Below are 21,818 nucleotides of genomic sequence, written 5' to 3'. Positions count from 1 at the left end.
ATTGAATCAAACTATCACTAATTTGATTCGTGCTGTTGTTTCCATTCTTTCAAAGAACTTTCGATCACTGCTGATCGTTAGCTGATGTCTGAGATCCGATCTCTGTGGCCCATTTGACCGTACATCCTGTTATTTCAATTTCGCAACTTCGCTTTCTTTTCGTTGCCCCGTTATCGTTGGGGTTGCAAAGGTAAGCAACTTTTCATTTCTACCAAATCTTTTTTTAAGATTTTTTTATTTTTTCTTTTCGGAGAACAGTCAGCGCAAATGCACTGCCATTCATTATCTGCAGCCATAGACTACAAACCCGGTATCAGTAAAAATGCAGTATGTGAAGAGCTTTTGTGTGCGTGCTTTCTATCAAAGCGGAGCGCAAAGGTAGGCGGATTTTTAACACTTCCAACTTTTTCTTGGAACTATTTTTCAATAAAACCGTAAAACCCTTTACCACAAAGGATTACAGACTGAAAAAAATTTCACTCAAAACCCTCCTGTATATAGGAAACGATACTGTTAAACCAGTTTTTTGTCTTGTATAGCTACGAATCATCAGGGAGATATACCCAAAGCGAACGCTTTTTATAGCTGTAGTTTTGGAGATGTGGAGACCTCTCGCCCGCCATCCCAGGACTGAAGTCCTGGGCTAAGATGTTATTCTCTTATCTTATAAAGGAAACCGGTTCCAATAACCCCTCCGGATACCGTACCTGCATCAGGAACAATCCCTGCGGCGGCACGGCGAAATCGGCCTTTGTACAATCCCGGCTTTCAATAGCTGCCCTAAACTCCGGTATCGTAAGCTTACCACGCCCTACCCGCAACATAGTTCCCACCAGGCCACGCACCATTCCCCGTAAAAAACGGTTGGCGCTAACGTTATAGACTATACGCTCCCCCTCTGTTGTCCAGAAAGACTCGGCGATGGCACAGATAAACGTCTTTACCTGCGTGTTCCGCTTGGAGAAAGTAGTGAAGTCACTGTACTCCCTGAGAATACCGGCTGCTTCCTGCAACGCGGCCATATCCAGCTTATAGGGATAGAAATACCCCCGGTCCTCCATAAAAGGGTCCTTACGGGTATATAAGGTATATTCATAGGAACGACCCAATGCAGCAAAACGGCTATGGGCATCTTCCGGCACCCGGTATACCCCGTTCAGCACTACATCGGACGGCAAAATAGCATTGATTTTGTACAGCATCTGCGGATGCAGCGGCAACTCCGTATCAAAATGCAGGAAGTTCTGACGGGCATTCACCCCCGCGTCGGTCCTGCTGGAACCGGTGCTTTCTATCTTCGTCCGGAACAATAAACTCAATGCCCTGTCCACTTCCGCCTGCACGGTATGTGCGTTCTCCTGCACCTGAAAGCCGCTGTATTGCGCACCTTTATAGGCTACTTCTATAAAATATCTGTTCATCGGGGGCGAAAATAATACAATTAAAAAAAATGAGCGAAGATGGTCTATCTTCGCTCATTCATCGGCCGAAGGCCAGATTATTTATCTATTTATTCATTTACTTATTTATGTAACATGGCTTTAAAGCGGCCCTTATAATAGCTTTCTGTCAATAATGACTCCAGGGAACCGTATTTCTCGGTGTCATAAGTCTTCGCATAAGCCATATCCAGCAGGCGGTAACGCGCCTCGTCGGTACTCATCAGCTGCGCCAGTGTTTTGATTTGCGCGGTTTCCAGACAATAATTGCGGGTAGACCGGCGGAACACATCAATCATACCGTCATCGCTTTTGGAGCCGGCAAACTTGCGCAATACCTTCCGGAAAGTATCGTCATCCATAATATTACCACAATCGGTATTGATCAGACGGGTGTCAGCATTTTTCTTTCCAGTAACTTCTTCCACAGCGTCGTCATGTTTTTTCTTCCTGCTTTTGGCAGATGTTTCACCACCTGCCGCTACACCATAACCGGAAGAATCAGTGATGATATTATTCGGATGTTCGGTATCATCAAACAGTTTCCGCTTTTTCTTTTTGCGGGACGGCGCTTCCTCGGTAGCCGGTAAATCCACCGCGGAGGTGACAGCTTCAACGGGTGCAGCAGCCACAGCAGCCGGAACAGCGGCGGCAGCGGCAGGTTTGCTCTCATCCTGGAATTCTATAAAATCCGGATCTCCTTCCCTTTTACGGTGTTTTTTCGTTTTTTTAGGCGCCGGCTGCTCTTCTGTTGCCTGTTGTTTAGGCTGATCTTCAACAGCTGCTTCAACGGCGGCGGACTTACTCTCTTCCGCCATCACGGATTTCAGGATAGCCTGCTCTTCGTCGGTCAGCGGCTCTCTTTCACCTCTATGTTTTTTGCCTCTAGGCTTTTTCACTTCCACTTCTCCTGCCGGTACGGCAACAGGCTGGGCAGACTTAGCGGGGGCTATCTCTTCTGCCGGTTCGTCCCGGTCATTACCCGTTACGACTACTTTATCAAGGGCGGAGGAAAATGAATTACCGGCTTTAGGGGAAGATGGTTTACCCGGACCAGTGACAGTAGCTTTCTGAGCGAAAGTAGTTTCCAGCTCCTTCTGCAGATTACCCATCATTTCCTTACGGGCAGTATCTTCACTGTTGGCAGCTACCGTCTCTGTTACCGGCTCCTGGGCGGCGGCTGTAGCAGTGCTGCCATCGCCGTTATCGGCCTTGATTTCGCGGAAAGTCTGCAGGTTGTACAACGATCCCTTCTTTAACAGGAAACCCTGGTCATTTTTGGAAATCCTGACATAGAACTTCTGTTCCTGTGCAGGGCCTTCGCTCTGGGCAAAACCCACCGATATCGGTACGGTGCCGTTTTCCAACCGGGGCAGGATAATATATCCCCTTTCGGTAGAACTCAGCACCTGGCCATTCACCTTTACATAGAAGGGCTGGCCTTTTTCACTCTGGATATATACATAATGCTGCTGGCTCTGTGCCCATGACCGGCCACAGCAAAACAAGCATGCCAATAGGTATAATACTGTCCTGTATTTAAGAAGCATACTAAAAATTGGTATAAAACTGTCCTTACGCAAATATTATTCCAGCACGATCAGCACCTCCCCTTTTTCTACGGCGGTGCGCTCTGCGACTTTAATTTCTTTCACAACGGCATCGGCAGCCGCCTTGAATACATTCTCCATTTTCATGGCTTCCAGTATGAGTACCGGATCGCCTTTGTGGATCGCCTGTCCGGGCGTCACCAGTACTTTCAGTACCAGTCCCGGCATCGGCGCTTTGATATCATTCACTTTTTTAGTCAGGGCGTCTTTGATACCCATGGACGCCAGCAGCTGATCTATCGGTTCTTCAATGGCTATTTCATACTGCTGCTGATTAATTTGCAGGGTAACGGTTTTGCTCTCTTTATCCACCTTCAGCACCTGGGCCTGATAACTATGACCATCCATGATGATACTGTAATCGCCGGAAGGTACCTGTACCGCGGACCAGTCTACCGCCTCCCCGTTGCAGGTAAGCGTACTATCCTGTTGAATGCTAAACGCAGATTTGCCGTTAACTGTTGCCTTGATCATAATTTGCTGTATTTATTAGCCTAAGTCCAACAAAAATAGCATTTTTAACCACTTAGCTCATTATAAGGCCATTTGTTTAAATTTGACCCTTTATATAATCAGAAGCTGATATATTTAATTAAAACGGTTTTTTACATGAATCAACACTTAAAGCGGTCCTTACTGGGTGTGCTGATCGGAGGGATGGCCGGCCTGGGCGCCACAACTTCCCTGATGGCTCAATCCGGGAAGGCGGCTACCGATGATCCGGCCCTGAAAATCTATAGAGCAGCAGCCACGAAGGTCAACGACCTGGTACACACCAAACTGGACGTACGGTTTGATTACCCCAAAAGGTATCTCTATGGCAAAGCCTGGATTACCCTGAGACCCCATTTTTACGCGACAGACTCCCTCACCCTCGATGCCAAAGGCATGGATATCCACGAGGTAGCCATCGTAAAAGGCGGTAAAACCACGCCGCTGCACTACAGTTATGATACCCTCCAGCTGCATATCAAACTGGATAAAAACTATACTGCTACTGAATCATACGTTGTTTACATCAACTACACCAGCAAGCCCAATGAGCTGAAAGTAAAAGGCAGCGCTGCCATTACCGACGCCAAAGGCCTATACTTTATTAACCCGGACGGCAAAGAACCCAATAAGCCTACCCAGATATGGACACAAGGCGAAACGGAGAGCTCTTCCGTTTGGTTCCCCACCATCGATAAAACCAACCAGAAATGCACCCAGGAGCTTAGCATGACCGTACCTGATAAGTATGTAACGCTCTCCAACGGTAAACTGGTGAGCCAGAAAAAAAATACGGACGGTACCCGTACCGATACCTGGAAGATGGACCTCCCCCATTCCCCCTACCTGTTTATGATGGCCGTAGGCGACTACGCTGTTGTAAAAGACAAGTGGAAAGGCAAAGAGGTGAATTATTATCTCGAGAAACCTTACGAAAAATACGCGAAAAACATCTTTGGCAATACACCTGAGATGCTTTCCTTCTATTCCAATATCCTCGGATATGAATACCCCTGGGTAAAATATTCCCAGATCACCGGCCGTGACTATGTATCCGGCGCCATGGAAAACACCACGGCCACGTTACATGGTGAGTTTCTGCAGAAAACCGACCGTGAACTGCTGGACAATAACAACTACAATGAATGCGTGATTGCGCATGAACTGTTCCACCACTGGTTTGGCGACCTGGCTACTGCCGAATCCTGGAGCAACCTGACCGTTAACGAGTCATTCGCCGACTACAGCGAGTATCTCTGGCTCGAACACAAATACGGTAAAGATGCAGCCGATGAACACAGCTACGAAGCTGCTATGTCTTACCTCTCCATGGTACAATACTCCGGCGATAAAGACCTGGTACGTTTCCACTATCACGATAAGGAAGATATGTTTGACCAGATCACCTACCAGAAAGGTGGCCGTATCCTGCATATGCTGCGTAACGCCGTAGGTGATTCCGCTTTCTTTAAATCGTTGAACCTGTACCTGAAGACCAACGCTTTCAAAGCTACCGAAGCACACCAGCTGCGCCTGGCCTTTGAAGAGGTAACCGGCCGTGATATGAACTGGTTCTTTAACCAATGGTATTTCGGTCAGGGCTACCCTGAACTGGATATCAGCTACAAATACAATAACAATAAAGTCACCGTTTATATACAGCAGATCCAGAAAGACGCCAAGGTATGGCAACTGCCGGTGGCTATTGACGTGTATACCGGTAGTAAAAAAGAGCGTTATCATGTAACCGTGGCTAACAAAGTGGACTCTTTCACTTTTGCCTATACCACCAAACCTGACCTGATCAATGTGGATGCCGACAAAGTAATTTTGTCCAAGAAAGATGATCACCGCGATTTCTCCACCTATGCCTATCAATACGCGCATGCGCCCAACTACCTGGACCGCCGCATTGCTATTGAAGCAGCCGTAGAAGAACAAGGCCGCAACACTGAGGCAATAAAGCTGCTGGTAGCGGCTTTAAAAGATAAATACCATGGCCTCCGTACACTCGCTGTATCTTCCCTGAATATGAAACTGCCGGCTGTAAAAGAGGCTGCACTGCTGGTACTGGTGGAAATGGCGAAACAGGACCCCAGCTCGCTGACCAAAGCCGCTGCCATCAAACAACTGGGCGATCTGAAAGATGCCCAATATACACCGCTGTTTGAAGCCGCCACCAAAGACAGGTCTTACGGCGTAGAAGCTGCTGCCCTGGAAGCCCTGGCAGAACTGGATATCAATAAAGCCTATGGTATCGCCAAACAACTGGAGAAAGACTCCAGGGGCAAACTGGTCAGCGCTATTGCCGGCATTTATGCCCGTCAGGGTAATCCTGACGACATTGCCTTTGTAGCTGCCAAGTTCGACGAGACTACCGGCCAGGATAAGCTGAATGCTGCTTTTGACTATCTCGGTTTCCTTTCCAAAATCAACAATACCAACGCCGTACAGCGTGGTGTGGACCAGGTGAAGGCGATGACCGTGCAGTTCAATAACAGCCAGGTCAACACCTATATCAGCAACTGGCTGCAGGAAATCGCCCGGAAAAAAGACAACGATGCCACCGCCGTGAGCGGCAGCGACCGTGAAGGACTGCAACAGCAGGCTGCTTATATGCGGAAAGCTGCGGATGCTATCCGGACCGCTGTCAAAGAATAGTATTTTTATACAACGATAAAAAAAGCGCGAAGACTAGCTGGTCTTCGCGCTTTCTTTTTTAACGATCCTGTCCTTACCCGGGTCCCACCACCAGGATGACCTGGCCATATTAACACCTCCCAGCCACCGGTGTTGTAACGGTACATAATCGAGATATTTTTCCTCATTGTTCAACACTTCCTGTCCCAGACTGGTGATACCTATCATCTGGGCGTCCTCTTCAATAACACCAGCCTGTTGCATTCGTTGCAGCAGCAGGTCCAGTTGAAAATCGCCGAATCCATATATCCATAATTCATCCCAGAAAGCGATATAGAGGTCGTATTTGCGGTACCGGCCCAGCGAGAGTTTTTGCAGGAAAAATTTTTCGAGTGCGCTCAGGCCGCTGGTTACATCCGGGAAGCGTTCCAGGTGTGCATGAATGGCTGCCGGAAGGTTTTTCAGGTTACCGGCGGGCATATGGGCGATGGTTTCCAGGGCCAGCGGAGTATTGGCGCAATAAGCATCCCAGGCATCGAGCGCCAGTTGAATATCGGCTGGCTGAAGCAATACACGTTGTTCGAGCAGTTTTGGGAAATCGGCTGCTTCACGGTGATGAGGCAGATCTACCAGGCTGATGGGGGGTAAAGTATCGAGATTTGTTTTAAGATAGTGAATCAGGAAGAGCAGGTTGATCTGGCAAAACAGATCGGCTTCGAACCAAAGTACGATTTCATCAAATGAGCCGGAGTTTTTTAATTTCTCCAGCTCATGTACGACGTTTGTATAATAAGTTTGTTTATCTATCCCGTAATGAAATTCGAGGTGTTTAGCACGGCTTTCAAAAAACACAGCAGGGTCTTTGGTAACTTTTACTTTGCCTTCACTCATCATTTCCCTGCACACTACCACACCGCCTCTCAGTTTGCTTTGTCTTAGCAGGGACAATGTAGCATCTCCGTTTAACACATACATGAATGACATATCGTGAGTTTTGAAGGTTTGAAATATTACCAGCTACCGCTGGCGCCTCCGCCGCCGCCGGAACCTCCGCCAAAACCACCGAAGCCTCCGCCGCCACTGCCACCACCACCGGACCAACCGCCGCCGGAGCCTCCACCGAAGCCGCCCATGCTGCCGAGTACCGGCCAGATCCAGCCTCCGCGCCTGTTGTAGGTAGTGCCGCCGCCGCCACCACCACCGCCGCGGCTGATGATGGAGACAATAATGACGATCACCAGGATAAGGAGGAAAATAGCGCCCGGACTGATACCTGGTTTACTTTGCCGTGGATCGGCCTTATATTCACCGGCCGCCGCTTTTTCGATAGCGTCTACCGCCTTGTTGAGGCCTTCGTAGTATTGTTCTTCCCGGAAAGCGGGCTTGATGATCTGTGCAATTATCTCATTGGCTATCGCATCAGGTACTACACCTTCCATGCCATAACCTGTCTCGATCCTTATTTTCCTGTCTTCCATGGAAACAAGAATCAGGATGCCATTGTTCTTGCCTTTTGTGCCAATTCCCCAATCTCTCAGAATTTTTAATGCCACCTGGCTGATATCATAGTCTCCGACAGACTTCAGGGTAACGATCGCTATTTGGGTGGAGGTACTGTCATTATAGGCTACCAGCTTCTGTTCCAGCCTTTCGTCTTCATCTTTGAGGAGGATGCCGGCAAAGTCATTTACTAAAGTAGGGGGATTGGGCCTGGGCGGAATGTTCTGTGCTTTTGCCAGCAATCCCGTCAACAGTAATAATCCAGGTAAGAACCAGCGTAATATCCTCATGTTCATCTATGCTAAAATCGTTTAAAATAGTGCCCGCTAGATATTGAAAACAATATCATCCGGCAACTCGTTGGCATCGCCTGCTTCGTGCGGGAAGTGGGTACGGAGGGATTCGCCGATTTCGCGGATACATTCCTCGATCCCTTCAATGATACGGTTGCCCTGGAAATGGGACCTCAGGAGCGTGGCTTCTTTTTGCCAGAAGTCGTTGCCCACCCTGTCATGGATGCCCTGGTCGCCCAGGATGGCAAACTGATGGTCTTTCAGGGCCACATATACCAATACGCCGTTGCGTTGTTTTGTTTTCTCCATACCGAGCGAGGTGAAAGCTTCACGGGCGCGGTCTATGGGGTCTACATAACTGCAACGGTTTTCTACAAATAACCGGATTTCACCGGATGTCAATCTTTCGGCAACCCGGATAGCCTGCACCAATCTGTTTTTATCCGTTTCGGAAAAAATCTCTCTTTTTTTTGTAAAAGGGAATAGACGCATGCTATAACATTTGGGAATTTTCGATTTTTTGATTTTTTGATTTAGGGCATTCAGGGGCTTCCCAAAATCCCTAAATCAAAAAATCCGTAAATCCGTAAATTTAAAATTTAACCTCGGGGGCTTTATCAGAGCCGGCAGCTGCTTCGAAGTACCCTTTCTGTTTGAAGCCGGTAACACCTGCCACGATGTTGGTAGGGAATTTACGTACGCTGCTGTTATATCCTTTTACCGCATCGTTGAAATCATTGCGGGCTACGTTGATTCTGTTTTCAGTGCCTTCCAGTTGTGCCTGCAGGTTCAGGAAGTTCTGGTTGGCTTTGAGTTCAGGATAGCTTTCAGAAACAGCGAGCAAACGGCCGAGCGCCTGGCTCAACTGACCCTGGGCAGCCTGGTACTGCTGGATTTTTTCGGGGCTGAGATCATTCACATCGACTTTGATCTGCGTAGCGCTGGCACGGGCTTCCATTACTTTGGTCAGGGTTTCTGTTTCAAAGTTGGCGGCGCCTTTTACAGTGTTTACCAGATTAGGAATAAGGTCGGCCCGGCGTTGGTAGCTGCTTTGTACAACACCCCATTTATTCTTCACATTTTCGTCCTGGTTAACCAATCCATTGTACTTGTTGCAACCAAACATGCCCAGTAATACAATAACAATGATGACAATGATTCCTTTTTTCATCTGAATAAGAATTTAAGTTTTGTGCCGGCTGGGAAGCAAAAGCTATTCCTGTTTCCCGGCCTGCCGGTGTAAATGTGTGTTTTATGGGGTGAACGCTATAAAAAACGCGGTAAACGCCTATTTTTCATCCCTACACGAAAATATGGAAACTAACGCAGTAAATCGCTATTGCTTAGGGAAACGATGAATTTAAAAAAAAGTTCATTCATACTTGAAAAATTCACACTAATACAGTATGTTTATATGTACCTTTATAGTAACGTTTATCGTTAGCCGTTTTGCCGATAAATGCCAAAAAAGTGAATGGGGCAGGATTAATACTAAATCGATATAACTGGTTTCATTGTTTCTAACTCATTTATTATTACTAACTTGGAACTAAGTCTGCTTAAATGAGTGCACAACACATCCATATACTCTATATTGATGATGAAATACACAACCTGAATGCCTTCAAAGCTTCTTTCAGGAGACTATACAATGTTTTTACCGCTACCTCCGCAGAGGAAGCCGTGAAGCTGCTGGAAGAACAGGAATTTCATATCATTATTTCGGATCAGCGTATGCCCAAAATGACCGGGATCGAGTTTTTTGAATCGATACTGGAAAAATACCCCGAACCGATCCGTATGCTGCTGACCGGCTATGCCGATATCAATGCGGTAGTAGATGCCATCAATAAAGGGCAGGTATATAAGTACTTCTCCAAGCCCTGGAATGAGGAAGAGCTGAAACATAACATTGAGAAAGCATTTGAGGTATATTCCCTCCGTAAGGAAAACAAGGAACTCACCGCCAAGCTGCTGGATGTGAATGAAAAGCTGGAATTCCTGGTACGGCAGAAGCTCATCTCCTAATAAGTAAATATTTAAATATTTAAATATTTATTCATTTCCCAAATCTCCAAATCCCAAATTCCCGAATGTTGATTTTCCGTTAACTTGCACCCCATTGTGAACTTAATTTTCTGAAGCATGCAAGTTTGGAAAGATTACCAGGCCCAACACCAGGAGCGTTTCCTGGAAGAATTGCTGGAATTGTTGCGCATTCCCTCTGTGAGTGCGGACTCCCGCTTTAACGGTGACGTACAAAAATGTGCAGAAGCTGTAAAGCAACGCCTGCAGGAAGCCGGCGCGGATAATGTAGAAGTATGCCCCACCGCAGGACATCCCATCGTTTATGGAGAAAAGATCATAGATCCTTCTTTGCCGACCGTACTGGTGTACGGTCACTACGACGTACAACCCGCAGATCCGCTGGAACTGTGGCACAGCGGTCCTTTTGAACCAGTTATCAAAGATGGTAACATATATGCCCGTGGCAGTGCAGACGACAAAGGCCAGTTTTACATGCATGTAAAAGCCTTTGAAACCATGCACCGGACCAACACCATTCCCTGCAACATCAAGTTTATGATTGAAGGAGAAGAAGAAGTAGGTTCTGCTAACCTGGGCATCTTCCTGGAACAAAACAAGGAGAAACTGAAAGCCGATGTGGTACTGATCTCCGATACCTCCATGATCAGCCTCGACAACCCGTCTATCGACACCGGTTTGCGTGGCCTCGCCTATATGGAAGTAGAAGTAACCGGTCCCAACCGCGACCTGCACAGCGGCGTTTATGGCGGCGCCGTAGCCAATCCGGCTACTATCCTCGCCAAAATGATCGCTTCCCTGCACGACGAAAATAACCACATCACCATCCCCGGCTTCTACGACAAAGTACAGGAACTGACAACCGAAGAAAGAGCCGCGCTCAACGCCGCTCCGTTCGACGAAGAGGAGTACAAAAAAGACCTGGGCATTCAGGATGTATGGGGTGAAAAAGGTTACTCCACCATCGAAAGAACCGGTATCCGTCCAACTTTGGAGGTTAACGGTATCTGGGGTGGCTACACCGGCGAAGGTTCCAAAACCGTACTGCCTTCCAAGGCTTTCGCGAAAATCTCTATGCGCCTCGTTCCTAACCAGGACTGGCACGAGATCTCCGACCTGTTCACCAAACACTTTGAAGCGATTGCGCCTAAGAGCGTAACCGTAAAAGTGACCAAACATCACGGTGGCAGCCCTTACGTAACACCGACCGACTCTGTGGCTTACAAAGCAGCACACAAAGCAATATCCAGCACTTTCGGTAAAGCACCTATCCCCGTTCGTGGTGGTGGAAGCATTCCGATCGTAGCCCTCTTTGAAAAAACACTCGGACTGAAAACTGTGCTCATGGGTTTTGGACTGGACAGTGATAACCTCCACTCCCCCAATGAGAAATATGGCGTGGCCAACTACTATAAAGGCATAGAAACCATCCCGTATTTCCACCAGTACTTTGCCGAGATGAGTAAGTAATTTTTTGATTTCCGATTTTTTGATTTTGGAATTTTGGGGATTCGTACTAAACCGCTCCCCAAAATTCCAAAATCAAAAAATCGGAAATCTATAAATTTTCATAATATGAGTACTACCGAAAAATTACGGGTAGATAAATACCTCTGGTCCATCCGCATATTCAAAACCCGCAGCCAGGCGGCTGATGCCTGCGACGGCGGTAAAGTAAAACAGAACGGCAACAACGTAAAAGCCGCCAAACCCGTGGCTATCGGCGATAACTTTGAAATCAAAACCGAAGGCCGTAAATGGATGATCCAGGTAACGGGCCTCCTGGCCAACCGGGTAGCCTACAGTGAGGCCATTAAATACTACGTGGACAATACCCCCGAAGAAGACAAAACCGCGCCCAAAGCCATGGCCGCCGTATTCCATACCGGCAAAAGACAAAGCAAAATCGGCCGCCCGACTAAAAAAGACCGCCGGAATATCGAAGGTTTTATGGAAGGTGATACCAGCGAAGACTGATTTCAGCCATACTTCTATAATTTCTCATTTTTGCTTAGTAATTTTGCCTCCTCATTCTTAAATCAAGGAGTAAATCAATGCCTAAACAAAGCGACGTTCTTGCTACCGACTTTCTCGTGAAAATAGCAGAAGAATTTGGTACCCCGGTATATGTATACCATGCAGAAAAGATCAAAATCCAGTACGAGAAGCTGCAAAAGGCTTTCCACAAGGCTAATACCCGCTTTTTTTACGCCTGTAAGGCATTGACCAATATCAACATCCTGAAGTACATCAACTCCATTGGTTGCGGACTGGATACGGTATCTATACAGGAAGTACAGCTGGGCCTCAAAGCCGGCTTTGATCCTAAAAATATCATCTTTACCCCCAACTGCGTTGACCTGCAGGAAATTATTGCCGCCAAAGACCTGGGGGTGATTATCAATATCGATAACCTCTCCATCCTGGAACAATTTGGTAACAAGTTTGGTGGTAGTTATCCGATCTGCATCCGGCTCAACCCGCATATCATGGCGGGTGGCAACTTTAAAATATCCACCGGGCATATCGACAGCAAATTCGGTATCTCCATCCATCAGCTGCGCCATATCGAAAGGATCGTAAAATCCACCAAACTGAAAGTGACCGGCCTGCACATGCATACCGGCTCCGAAATCAAAGACGTGGACGTATTCCTCCGTGGCGTGGAAATTATGTTTGAAATGGCCCAGCACTTCCCGGACCTCGAATCCATCGACCTGGGCAGCGGATTTAAAGTGGCTTACCAGCAAGGCGATCCTGAAACAGACATCGACCTGTTGGGTAAAAAACTGAGCGACGCTTTCAACAACTTCGCTAAAAACTACGAAAAGCCCCTCCAGCTCTGGTTTGAACCAGGAAAATTCCTGGTAAGCCAATGCGGTTACTTCGTGGTAAAAGCCAACGTCATCAAACAAACTACCGCCAACGTATTCGTAGGCGTTAACTCCGGTTTCAACCACCTGATCCGCCCCATGTTCTACGACGCGTTTCACCTGATCCGCAATATCTCCAATCCGAAAGGAACCGAACGGATTTATACCGTAGTGGGCAATATCTGTGAAACCGATACCTTCGGATGGGACCGTAAAATCAATGAAGTACGGGAAGGCGATTACCTCGTGTTCTATAACGCCGGCGCCTATGGCTTCGAAATGTCATCCAATTTCAACTCCCGCCTTAAACCCGCGGAAGTATTGGTGAAAGACGGTAAGCCGTTCCTTATCCGCAAACGCGATACCATCGAAGATCTGCTGAAAAACCAGATCGAACTGGCATAATAATTTAGAGATTTTCGGATTTTGGAATTTTTTGATTTGATTTTTCTATTTAATGATTTTCTTATTTATTAAGATCTATTAATCAACAAACAAAAATCAATAAATTCCAAAATTCGAAAATTATAAAATATTGCTCCTACCTTTACGTCTGCATACTATCTCCCCTTGTTACTCCTGCACTGTTTTTACTGTAAATTGTAATAGATTTTTTTTGCTGACACACAAAATGGACAGCCATTGATGATAATTATATATCATATATATGAAGATTTTAACTGCACACTCCAGTGTAATTCATGATGAACAGGTAATTGATTCCAATATATCTTTCGTCCCCTTCGTGCGGTTCCTGAAGGAAAAATCAGCGAACGAGGAGGACCCCCGCGCTACCTTTTATAAAATGATTGTCCGGAAATTTGAAAACCACCCCGACATTCTTAAACCCATTCCACCTACTGCTGACCTCACGGATTATAAAGAATACCTCGACCTGCTCACCGCCGCGATATTCCCGGTTACTACAGATACCACCCGTGATATCTATGGCATAGGCGTACCGTTCAAGTTTGCCATTTTCTATTATTCCGACCTGTTCAAGAAAATATTTACTGACAGCAGCTCAGGACTGGTGGCCGTTCCACAGGGCATTTCCGTATCCCAGGTGAAAAAGGACAAACTCACCTGGCTGTATAAACTCATCCTGGACAGGATATACCACTTCCCGGTAAATTACCAGAATGAAATCATCCATCATATAGAGTTGCCCGACGGTACCAGGAAATACGTGAAAGTTAATATAGACCCACGTTTTGTGGATGTTAAATTCAAAGGCGACACGCCTCCGCCACTGGATTATGAAAACTACTGCTCCTATCAAATGTCGCCCGATACGCTGAAGGATATTATCCCCCCGGATAACTTCTACCTCGAAGGCTTTGTGATCTGGACCGTAGAAGATGTAACCCAGGCGGAAATACTGAACAATATCAAAGCGCTGGTAATGAACATGAAAGCCAGCAACGAAGCAGATAGTTACCGTACCCTGGAGAAGATGGTACCTACCCTGCTCGGCGGGAAAGGTATTACCGCCCATATCGTGCCCTTCCCGAAAGTGAATGGTAAAAACGTGCTGGAAGAACAGTTCACCAACGCTGATCCTATTCTCGGTGTCGGCAATAAAAAACAACAACAGCACTTCTTCCAGCTGCTGCTGGACCATGTGGCAAAACAACCGGCCCCGCTGATATTGCCAACAGTCAACGAAGCGATCATCAGCCAGTACCCGTTCCTCAAGTATCTGCCCATCAAAAATATCCATAGCTTCGTCCTCTTCCCCATCACCCATAAAAAAGAAATACTGGGTGTACTGGAACTGGCATCTTCCACGCCCAACGCCTTATCTGCCGAACCGCTGTGGAAGCTGGAAAGCACCTATCCCCTGGTGGTATTGATGCTTAACCGCAGTATGAGTATCCTGGACAGCCGCCTCAACGAGGTGCTGAAAGATCAGTTCACCGCCCTGCAACCTTCCGTGGAATGGAAATTCACCGAAGCAGCCTGGAACTACCTGCTCACGCCGGCGGAAGAACGCAAAGACATAGAAAACATCTCTTTTGAAGAAGTATACCCGCTATATGGCGCCATCGATATCCGTAACTCCTCCGTACAACAGGGCAATGCCCTGCGGGAAGACCTGCACGAACAGCTGGAACTGATTAAATACACCCTGCAGCAGATAGCCCAGGAAATACACCTGCCCCTGCTGGAGGAACTGATGTTTAAAACAGAAGACCTGCTGCAAAACCTGAGTGATAACCTCACTGCCGGTGAAGACCTCAAAATAAACGAGTTCATGGAGCAGGAAATCCAGCCGATACTGGAACACCTCTGTGAAGGCAGCGATACCCTGAAACCGGTGCTGAACAACTATTTCGCCAAGATTGATAAAGAACAGGGACATGTATTCCGCCACCGGCGCGAATATGAAGAAAGCCTGTCCATTATCAACAGGGCCATCAGCCAGTACCTGGAGAAAGAAAGGGCGTATATTCAGCAGTCCTTCCCCTGCTATTTTGAAAAGTACCGTACTGACGGTATCGAATACACGATTTATATTGGTCAGTCTATCGCCCAGGAAAAGAAATTTGATCAGTTATACCTGCGTAACCTCCGCCTGTGGCAGCTTTCGTCAATGGCGCGGATAGCCAGGCTGACCAACAAAATATCGCCGCGGCTTAAAATTCCGCTGCAAACAACCCAGATGATCCTCATGCACAGCGCTCCTATCACCATCAGTTTCCGCAGCGATGAACGCCGCTTTGATGTGGAAGGCGCCTATAACATCCGCTACGAGATCATCAAAAAAAGGATTGATAAAGTACATGTGAAAGATACCGGCGAACGCCTGACCCAACCGGGTACTATCGCCATGGTATACTCTTATGTGCGTGAAATGGAAGAGCTGAGAAAATACATCTCTTTCCTGCAAGCCAAAAACATCCTGCTGCCGGATATTGAAATGCTGGACCTGGAAGAACTTCAGGGAGTAAGCGGCCTCAAAGCCTTGCGGGTAAGGGTTAACATGGACCAGGAATTGTTGCCGGAAGGTAACAATTGATCATAAAAAAAGACCGGAGCATTCACTCCGGTCTTTTTTTATGGTTAGAATTTAAACCCTAGTGTTACATACGGTATCGTTTCCTCACTCGAATGCCCTACCACTGCGGTAATGATGAGCGCGTTCACCGGTGCCAGGTAAAGGCCCCCACCGTAACCATCGTGCCATACATGGGAATGCTCATTGTCCTGCCATACACGGCCTACGTCATTAAAGGCCAGTAACCCTACAGTAGCCGGCAATACATATGTTTTCAGGTCAAACAGTTTCACCCGTATTTCTGTATTGTTATAGGCAGAAGCACCTCCCGCAAAACGATAGTTGCGGAAACCGCGCAGGTTCTGTGTGCCACCAATCGTAGCTGCCTGGAAAAACTCATAGTCGCCCCAGATTTTACTACCGCCAAAACGGCTGACGATCACAAAATTGGCCGGTACCCGGAAGCTCATATACAAACTCAGGTCAGATTGCAGCTGGGTGTAATTCCGGCTATCGCCGTTGAGGCCTTTGTTGCCCGTCCAGGAGGTAGTCCAGAGAATACCTCTGGTAGGTATCAGCTTATTGTTACGGGTATCTATCTGGGCTAGCAGCTTCAACCCGGCATAGGATTTATTGGCGTATATACCGGCAGAATCCAGCCCGTTATGCTGGAAGTTGGTGATAAAGCGGCCGTCGTTTTCCTCTTTATTAAAAGCGTAATTGTTGAAGGTGGGTCCGTAAGACAGGCTGAAATGGTTGCCCAGACTGGTACGCAGCAATGCTTCCAGGGTATACAGGTTAAAACGTGCCCGGTAGTAGGTGATATTTTTACCATTGCTTTTATCAAACACCGTTTCATTACCAAATCCGAAGAAGTTAATGGTGTTATTCGGCGCTTTGGCCCTGGCCATCAGCAACAGGTCTGATTTGCCGATGACGTCCGTGAATTCGCCGTCGTAGCGGAAATTCCAGGCCCTGGTAGCCAGCGCGTGCGTAGCCGTGAAGATATGTTTAGCCGCATAGGGTTCTTTACGGAACGAATGCCGGATCATTTGCAGTCCCACTCCCAGCAATACGCCATCGTCGCGGTTAAAGGCTGCCGCCAGCATGGGAAAGGTTTTGTTATACTGGAAAGCGCTGCGGTTGTAACTGATATTTTCCGGGTTATCCGACAGGCGGCGTTGTATATGGCCATCCAGCAGGAAAGTATCTTTACCGCTACGCTGATCGTATATCCGTATCCGTTTGCCCGCACGGGAAGTAGAGCTGTCAATATAGGTATCTGCATCTTTCCCTCCGATTAACCGTATGCGGATAGGCGTACCATGGTTACCTTTGATTTCAAAGCGATCACGCCCGCCCAGCCCGTACACATTCAGTTCTTTGGTTTCTTTCGGATCAAAGGTGCGGGAATAGATATTTTGTTCTACTTCTCCTTTTTTGCTGATTTTAAACATGTTCAGGGATACAGCGCCTCCTTCCAGTTTTTCGAGTTGTATCAGCTCATTCTTTTGGGTGGCTGGCACATCTACGCCTTTAGCCAGGAAGCGGTAGTATTTGAGCATATTTTCCTTGAGAGTGGCCCGGCGGATGGAAAGCCGGTGCAGCATCATAGGCCCTACCTGTGAGCGGATGGTATCCGGGAAAGCATTGACGGCGGCTTGTATCACGCTGTCGGTCATTTTACGGAGGAACTTATCGGTTTGTTTTTCCCAATCTTTTTTCTCCAGTTCATTCATGAAGGAGCGGTCAAAATAACGGGCACTGAACTGGAAGCCGTTCACATCCGGGATGCGGTCGCGGAAACCTTGTATGCCGGGCAGTATCCAGGGTTTGCAGATCATGCGGGGCAGCAGGCCTTCGTTCACAAAAAATGCCTGGTCGCGGTCACGCGGCACGGGGTAATAGTATTCCTGTCCTTTGTGTTTTTCCCGGTACCAGCGCCATTGGTCGTCGTGCCGGTCGAAGTCCATGATATAGGTATCGAAGATACGCGCCCGCAGCACGGCTTTCTGGTCTACATGAATATCATTATCGCCCAGTACTTTGTCCAGTACTTTGGGGGTACTATAGGTTTTGTCTTTATCACCGGTTACCGGCGCCCTTTCTTCGAGCAGAAACACTTCGTTGCCAAACACATTAGCATAGCCCCCCAGGGTGGTGTCCATCGGGAGATACACAAAAGTGGGATTGGTATGAGGCACACCGGCAGCCTCCGCCAGTACGCTCACTGCCAGCGGCGCATAGGGATTGGAAGCCGAGATCTGGTCCTGTACCACCTCACGGGCGATGGTTTCCCGCAGCATTTCCGGGATGGCTGCCAACGGGAATTTCTTCAGGGAACGCATGGCGTATTCCTTACCGGTACTATCGGCCAGCCGTAAGGAATGGGTTTGTTTACCGCCACCGCGTTGTAAGATGGTATATCCTTGCTTTTGCAGGTCTATCACCGGAAAATTGAGCGGTGTAGCCCACACGTTACGGTAGTTGTTGCCCAACAGGAAATGGTGGAATTTACTCACTTTCACATACTGACTATCCGCCGGTACTTTCACAAAAGCCGGCAGGTTGGCCGGTTCCCGGAATTGCAGGCCCTGGCTGCGGATATCGGGGATACGTAATACCGTATCTGTATAAGCCGGGGCGGACAGGTTATCTGCCAGGTAATATTGTGCCCTTACTGTACTGTCGGATAATACTTCCAGTACACTGAAACCGTTTCCGGAAGTGGCATACAGCGATTTACCGCCTTTTTTTACGCGGTTGTTTTTGGCGCCGCTGCCGCTGACAATATAGGTGTTGGGGGTATCTTTAATCAGCTGTAACGTATGATCGTGACCGGAAACAAATATCACAGGACCATGGGGTTTAAACGCCGCTTCCACTCCTTTGATCATTTGCTGATACTTAGGATTCGGAATATCTTCCGCCGTTCCGAAAACGCCTCTTGCCAGCGGATAGATGGACCCTATCACCGGTAATGGCAGATAAGCCCAGGGTCTCAGATCGGTGAGGGGGAAAATATGTTGTTTGATCGTATAGTAGCTACCGTGAGGCCCATAACTGCGGAACGGATGGTGCGTGGCGAAAATGAGCAGTTTATTCCGGTTGTTGGATATTATATCGGCCAGTCTTGCCAGTACTTCTTCTTTATCCTTACACTCACAATCCGATTCGGTACCTGGTTTTTTATAAGGGAATACCCACCATTCACTGTCCATGATGATAAGGGTGATATTATCAGACAGCTTCACTTCCTCCGGTCCGGGACAACCTTCTTTAGGCAGGAAATCCACATTATCGAGGTGCAGGGAATCAATATACTGTTGCTGGTTACGGATCACCTGCCAGCCATCGGGTTTGCTCTTGTCCCAGTCGTGGTTACCGGGAACGAAGATGCCTTTGGCGCGGGTACCTTTTACCAGTCCTACCTGGTAGTCCAGTATCTCTTTGGCTACGGGGTAGGATTTATGGGAGGGATCAGGTAACCCTCTCGGGTATACGTTATCCCCCAGGAATAATATGGTGTTGATATCTTCCTGCAGGTCATATTTTTTCCGGACGGCATCTATTACGGGGTTATGGCCGTTTTCGTGCAGTTCGCCGGCATCGCCGATCAGGATGATCCTTTTGACGACGGTGGGGCCTTGCGCGAAGATGCGACCGCAGGTCAGAATAACGAGTGTAATAAGGACTATGGCTTTGTTGATCATTTGCGCTGGTAGCTGAATTTAAGAATATTGGCGGTGCCGTCGTAGCCGCCTTCATTGGAAATATACAGGTCTCCGTTAGCCGCAAAGGTAAGTCCTTCCGGTTGCCGGAAGAGCCGGTGTTTGAGGTTATAGGCTTCCTGGACATGGCCCTGCAGATCGGTAATCACCAGTAATTTGCTGACCGACGCCACGATATACAGTCTTTTTTCTATCGGATGTATAGCCGCTGCGGATGGTTTAAAGAAACGCATGTCGGTACCGGCCAGTTTGGCGATCTCCAGGTTGTCCAGCCGGTAAACGGGCACCGTATCGAATGTGCGGGTAGCCAGGTCAAACCGGTAGGCGCTGGTCATTCCGTCTTTTTTATCATCCACCGCATTTTTGGTGATCATCACAATACTATGGCGGGCGCTGTCGAAGTAGGTGGTTTCAAACTCCCGTTTACCTGCTTTCGGGAATTTATAGTGGATACTGGACACGCTGTCGGCAAACAGCCCCTGTACCTCATAGAGGGAGCCATTGCTCTTCAATACAAACCAGCCGCTATCGGTACGGCAGATATCTTCATAGTCCCCGTTCTTGGCAAATTTCCAGGAAGGATAGGCTTTGGTGGTATGAACATCGATCTGGTATACCCGGCCTTCTTCGTCATTGATAGCGATGATATTGGTTTCGTCGGGGAAAGCAACAATACCGGATATTTCCTGCATCGATTCCCTCACCCTGTAACGTACCGGCGTTTTCAGGTCGTAGCCTGCCGGAGAGGCGAATACTTTCTCTTCCCGGTCGCTGAAGTTATTACAGGAAAGGAACATTAACATCATTCCCAACAGGGTTATTCTGTTCATACATCGGCTTTGTACCATAAATTTAACTCAAAAATGCAGTAACTTCCCTCATGCAAATGCGTAAATCGGGCAATGCACGCAAAAGTACCGTTTTCCGCCTTTGCCGGACAAAACTATGAATATGCAGAACAGCTCACTCATCGATGCTGCCAGAGACTATATCACGGGCCAGTATCAGCAACATCCGCATCCGGAACTGGTATATCACAATCTTGAACATACGCAGCAGGTGGTAAAAGCCGCCGCACAGATTGCCGCACATTACCGGCTGCAGGACGAAGAACTGCAAGCCGTCTATGTAGCTGCCTGGTTTCACGACGCCGGCTATCTCCTGGGAGAAGCGCCCGCTCACGAACAAAACGGCGCCGAAGAAGCGGTCCGCTTCCTGCAAAGCCAGCAGGCTTCCGAAAACATACAGGCGATGGTGAAAGGCGCTATCCTGGCCACTAAAATGCCACAATCGCCCCATACCCTGGTAGAACAGATTGTTTGTGATGCCGACCTGTTTCACCTCGGCTCCAAAGACTATGCGGACCGTAATAAGTTACTGCGCAAGGAAGTGGAACTGAGAATACAACAGGACATACCGGCCGCCAACTGGCTGGCGGGTAATATCAAGTTTCTCACCGACCACCACTACTGGACCGATTACGCGAAGACATACACCCAACAACAGAAAAACGAGAATCTGCAAAAGCTGCTAAAAAAAATGGAGAAAAAATCTGCCGAAGCTGCCGAAGCTCCGGTAGTCATTGCTCCGGCCGATAATGCCGGTACCCCGGACGCCGAGCTCCTGGAGAAAAATAAAAAGAAGCTGAAAAAACCGGACCGCGGCGTGGAAACCATGTTCCGCATCACTTCCACCAACCATATCCGGTTGAGCTCTATGGCCGACAGCAAAGCGCATATCATGATTTCGGTCAACTCCATTATCATTTCGTTTATGCTCACAGTATTGGTACGGCGGATAGAAGACTATCCAAACATGGTGATTCCTGCCGTGATCTTCCTGGCTACTGCCCTTACCACGGTGGTTTTTGCGGTACTGGCCACCAGGCCCAATGTAACCAGTGGCACTTTCACCAAAGAAGATATTTCCAACAAAAATGCCAACCTGCTTTTCTTTGGTAACTTTTATAAGATGAAGCTGGATGAATATGAATGGGGAATGAGGCAGATGATGAACGACGCCGATTTCCTGTATGGCAGCATGACCAAAGACGTGTACCACCTGGGCGTAGTACTGGCTCATAAATACAAATTGCTGCGTATATCCTATAACGTATTCATGTTTGGACTGATCATCTCTGTGCTGGCCTTCATGATTGCCGCTATCTTTTTCCCGGTAAAAGCGTAAGTATTC

At 47.8% G+C, this 21,818-nt stretch carries 16 protein-coding genes; 7 read left to right on the top strand and 9 right to left on the bottom strand.

Annotation, left to right across the window (positions count from 1 at the left end):
* Positions 1 to 659 precede the first annotated feature (659 nt).
* The 3 genes from truA to ICL07_RS27045 form a co-directional block, all read right to left on the bottom strand.
* On the bottom strand, positions 660 to 1,421 hold the full coding sequence (gene truA, locus ICL07_RS27055) for a tRNA pseudouridine(38-40) synthase TruA (protein WP_188091171.1): 762 nt from the start codon (positions 1,419 to 1,421) through the stop codon (positions 660 to 662).
* Positions 1,422 to 1,522: 101 nt separating this feature from the next.
* Positions 1,523 to 2,956 carry a proline and serine-rich protein 1 family protein gene (locus ICL07_RS27050; RefSeq protein ID WP_223152109.1) on the bottom strand — a complete coding sequence of 478 codons (1,434 nt, stop codon included), beginning with the start codon at positions 2,954 to 2,956 and terminating at the stop codon, positions 1,523 to 1,525.
* 69 nt (positions 2,957 to 3,025) lie between these two features.
* Positions 3,026 to 3,523, bottom strand: coding sequence for a biotin/lipoyl-containing protein (locus ICL07_RS27045; RefSeq protein ID WP_188091169.1), 498 nt, complete (start codon positions 3,521 to 3,523; stop codon positions 3,026 to 3,028).
* A gap of 135 nt (positions 3,524 to 3,658) precedes the next feature.
* Between ICL07_RS27045 and ICL07_RS27040 the strand changes: the two genes are divergently transcribed.
* Entirely contained in the window at positions 3,659 to 6,202 is a 2,544-nt protein-coding gene (locus ICL07_RS27040; RefSeq protein WP_188091168.1) for a M1 family metallopeptidase, read from the top strand.
* A 33-nt stretch (positions 6,203 to 6,235) separates the two neighbouring features.
* On the opposite strand, the gene ICL07_RS27035 is transcribed toward ICL07_RS27040, so the two are convergent.
* From ICL07_RS27035 to ICL07_RS27020, 4 genes are all read right to left on the bottom strand, one after another.
* Positions 6,236 to 7,165, bottom strand: a complete 930-nt coding sequence (locus ICL07_RS27035) for a hypothetical protein (RefSeq protein ID WP_188091167.1) — start codon at positions 7,163 to 7,165, stop codon at positions 6,236 to 6,238.
* Positions 7,166 to 7,191: 26 nt separating this feature from the next.
* Positions 7,192 to 7,977: a TPM domain-containing protein gene (locus ICL07_RS27030; protein ID WP_188091166.1), complete on the bottom strand. Its 786-nt coding sequence runs from the start codon at positions 7,975 to 7,977 to the stop codon at positions 7,192 to 7,194.
* Between the two features lie 30 nt (positions 7,978 to 8,007).
* Positions 8,008 to 8,466 carry a TPM domain-containing protein gene (locus ICL07_RS27025; RefSeq protein ID WP_188091165.1) on the bottom strand — a complete coding sequence of 153 codons (459 nt, stop codon included), beginning with the start codon at positions 8,464 to 8,466 and terminating at the stop codon, positions 8,008 to 8,010.
* 100 nt (positions 8,467 to 8,566) lie between these two features.
* A complete protein-coding gene (locus ICL07_RS27020) occupies positions 8,567 to 9,145 on the bottom strand; it encodes a LemA family protein (protein WP_188091164.1) in 579 nt (192 codons plus the stop codon).
* Positions 9,146 to 9,537: 392 nt separating this feature from the next.
* On the opposite strand from ICL07_RS27020, the gene ICL07_RS27015 reads away from it, so the two are divergent.
* The 5 genes from ICL07_RS27015 (at position 9,538) to ICL07_RS26995 (ending at position 15,915) form a co-directional block, all read left to right on the top strand.
* Entirely contained in the window at positions 9,538 to 10,002 is a 465-nt protein-coding gene (locus ICL07_RS27015; RefSeq protein WP_188091163.1) for a response regulator, read from the top strand.
* A 117-nt stretch (positions 10,003 to 10,119) separates the two neighbouring features.
* Positions 10,120 to 11,490, top strand: coding sequence for a dipeptidase (locus tag ICL07_RS27010; RefSeq protein ID WP_188091162.1), 1,371 nt, complete (start codon positions 10,120 to 10,122; stop codon positions 11,488 to 11,490).
* Positions 11,491 to 11,595: 105 nt separating this feature from the next.
* Entirely contained in the window at positions 11,596 to 11,997 is a 402-nt protein-coding gene (locus tag ICL07_RS27005) for an RNA-binding S4 domain-containing protein (protein ID WP_188091161.1), read from the top strand.
* A gap of 77 nt (positions 11,998 to 12,074) precedes the next feature.
* A complete protein-coding gene (gene lysA, locus ICL07_RS27000) occupies positions 12,075 to 13,298 on the top strand; it encodes a diaminopimelate decarboxylase (protein ID WP_188091160.1) in 1,224 nt (407 codons plus the stop codon).
* A gap of 262 nt (positions 13,299 to 13,560) precedes the next feature.
* Positions 13,561 to 15,915: a hypothetical protein gene (locus ICL07_RS26995; protein WP_188091159.1), complete on the top strand. Its 2,355-nt coding sequence runs from the start codon at positions 13,561 to 13,563 to the stop codon at positions 15,913 to 15,915.
* A gap of 44 nt (positions 15,916 to 15,959) precedes the next feature.
* On the opposite strand, the gene ICL07_RS26990 is transcribed toward ICL07_RS26995, so the two are convergent.
* Positions 15,960 to 19,607, bottom strand: coding sequence for a BamA/TamA family outer membrane protein (locus ICL07_RS26990; protein ID WP_188091158.1), 3,648 nt, complete (start codon positions 19,605 to 19,607; stop codon positions 15,960 to 15,962).
* The gene (locus ICL07_RS26985) at positions 19,604 to 20,455 is read right to left on the bottom strand and encodes an SdiA-regulated domain-containing protein (RefSeq protein ID WP_188091157.1); all 852 of its coding nucleotides are present in this window, start codon (positions 20,453 to 20,455) and stop codon (positions 19,604 to 19,606) included. The genes ICL07_RS26990 and ICL07_RS26985 overlap by 4 nt, the downstream gene beginning before the upstream one ends.
* 121 nt (positions 20,456 to 20,576) lie before the next feature.
* On the opposite strand from ICL07_RS26985, the gene ICL07_RS26980 reads away from it, so the two are divergent.
* Complete coding sequence (locus tag ICL07_RS26980) at positions 20,577 to 21,812, top strand: Pycsar system effector family protein (RefSeq protein WP_188091156.1); 1,236 nt, start codon at positions 20,577 to 20,579, stop codon at positions 21,810 to 21,812.
* Positions 21,813 to 21,818: the final 6 nt, after the last annotated feature.

Source organism: Chitinophaga qingshengii (genome assembly GCF_014529935.1).
GTDB classification, from domain to species: domain Bacteria; phylum Bacteroidota; class Bacteroidia; order Chitinophagales; family Chitinophagaceae; genus Chitinophaga; species Chitinophaga qingshengii.
The sequence above is the reverse complement of the archived record's forward strand: the minus strand, read 5'-3'. Positions and strand labels throughout refer to the sequence as shown.

What these genes read in the sequence shown, in the direction of transcription:
- ICL07_RS26985 (WP_188091157.1), bottom strand. Translation starts at nt 20,455, where the DNA reads ATGAACAGAATAACCCTGTTGGGAATGATGTTAATGTTCCTTTCCTGT.
- lysA (WP_188091160.1), top strand. Translation starts at nt 12,075, where the DNA reads ATGCCTAAACAAAGCGACGTTCTTGCTACCGACTTTCTCGTGAAAATA.
- ICL07_RS27025 (WP_188091165.1), bottom strand. Translation starts at nt 8,466, where the DNA reads ATGCGTCTATTCCCTTTTACAAAAAAAAGAGAGATTTTTTCCGAAACG.
- ICL07_RS27045 (WP_188091169.1), bottom strand. Translation starts at nt 3,523, where the DNA reads ATGATCAAGGCAACAGTTAACGGCAAATCTGCGTTTAGCATTCAACAG.
- ICL07_RS27040 (WP_188091168.1), top strand. Translation starts at nt 3,659, where the DNA reads ATGAATCAACACTTAAAGCGGTCCTTACTGGGTGTGCTGATCGGAGGG.
- ICL07_RS27035 (WP_188091167.1), bottom strand. Translation starts at nt 7,165, where the DNA reads ATGTCATTCATGTATGTGTTAAACGGAGATGCTACATTGTCCCTGCTA.
- truA (WP_188091171.1), bottom strand. Translation starts at nt 1,421, where the DNA reads ATGAACAGATATTTTATAGAAGTAGCCTATAAAGGTGCGCAATACAGC.
- ICL07_RS26980 (WP_188091156.1), top strand. Translation starts at nt 20,577, where the DNA reads ATGCAGAACAGCTCACTCATCGATGCTGCCAGAGACTATATCACGGGC.
- ICL07_RS27020 (WP_188091164.1), bottom strand. Translation starts at nt 9,145, where the DNA reads ATGAAAAAAGGAATCATTGTCATCATTGTTATTGTATTACTGGGCATG.
- ICL07_RS27010 (WP_188091162.1), top strand. Translation starts at nt 10,120, where the DNA reads ATGCAAGTTTGGAAAGATTACCAGGCCCAACACCAGGAGCGTTTCCTG.
- ICL07_RS26995 (WP_188091159.1), top strand. Translation starts at nt 13,561, where the DNA reads ATGAAGATTTTAACTGCACACTCCAGTGTAATTCATGATGAACAGGTA.
- ICL07_RS26990 (WP_188091158.1), bottom strand. Translation starts at nt 19,607, where the DNA reads ATGATCAACAAAGCCATAGTCCTTATTACACTCGTTATTCTGACCTGC.
- ICL07_RS27005 (WP_188091161.1), top strand. Translation starts at nt 11,596, where the DNA reads ATGAGTACTACCGAAAAATTACGGGTAGATAAATACCTCTGGTCCATC.
- ICL07_RS27015 (WP_188091163.1), top strand. Translation starts at nt 9,538, where the DNA reads ATGAGTGCACAACACATCCATATACTCTATATTGATGATGAAATACAC.
- ICL07_RS27030 (WP_188091166.1), bottom strand. Translation starts at nt 7,977, where the DNA reads ATGAACATGAGGATATTACGCTGGTTCTTACCTGGATTATTACTGTTG.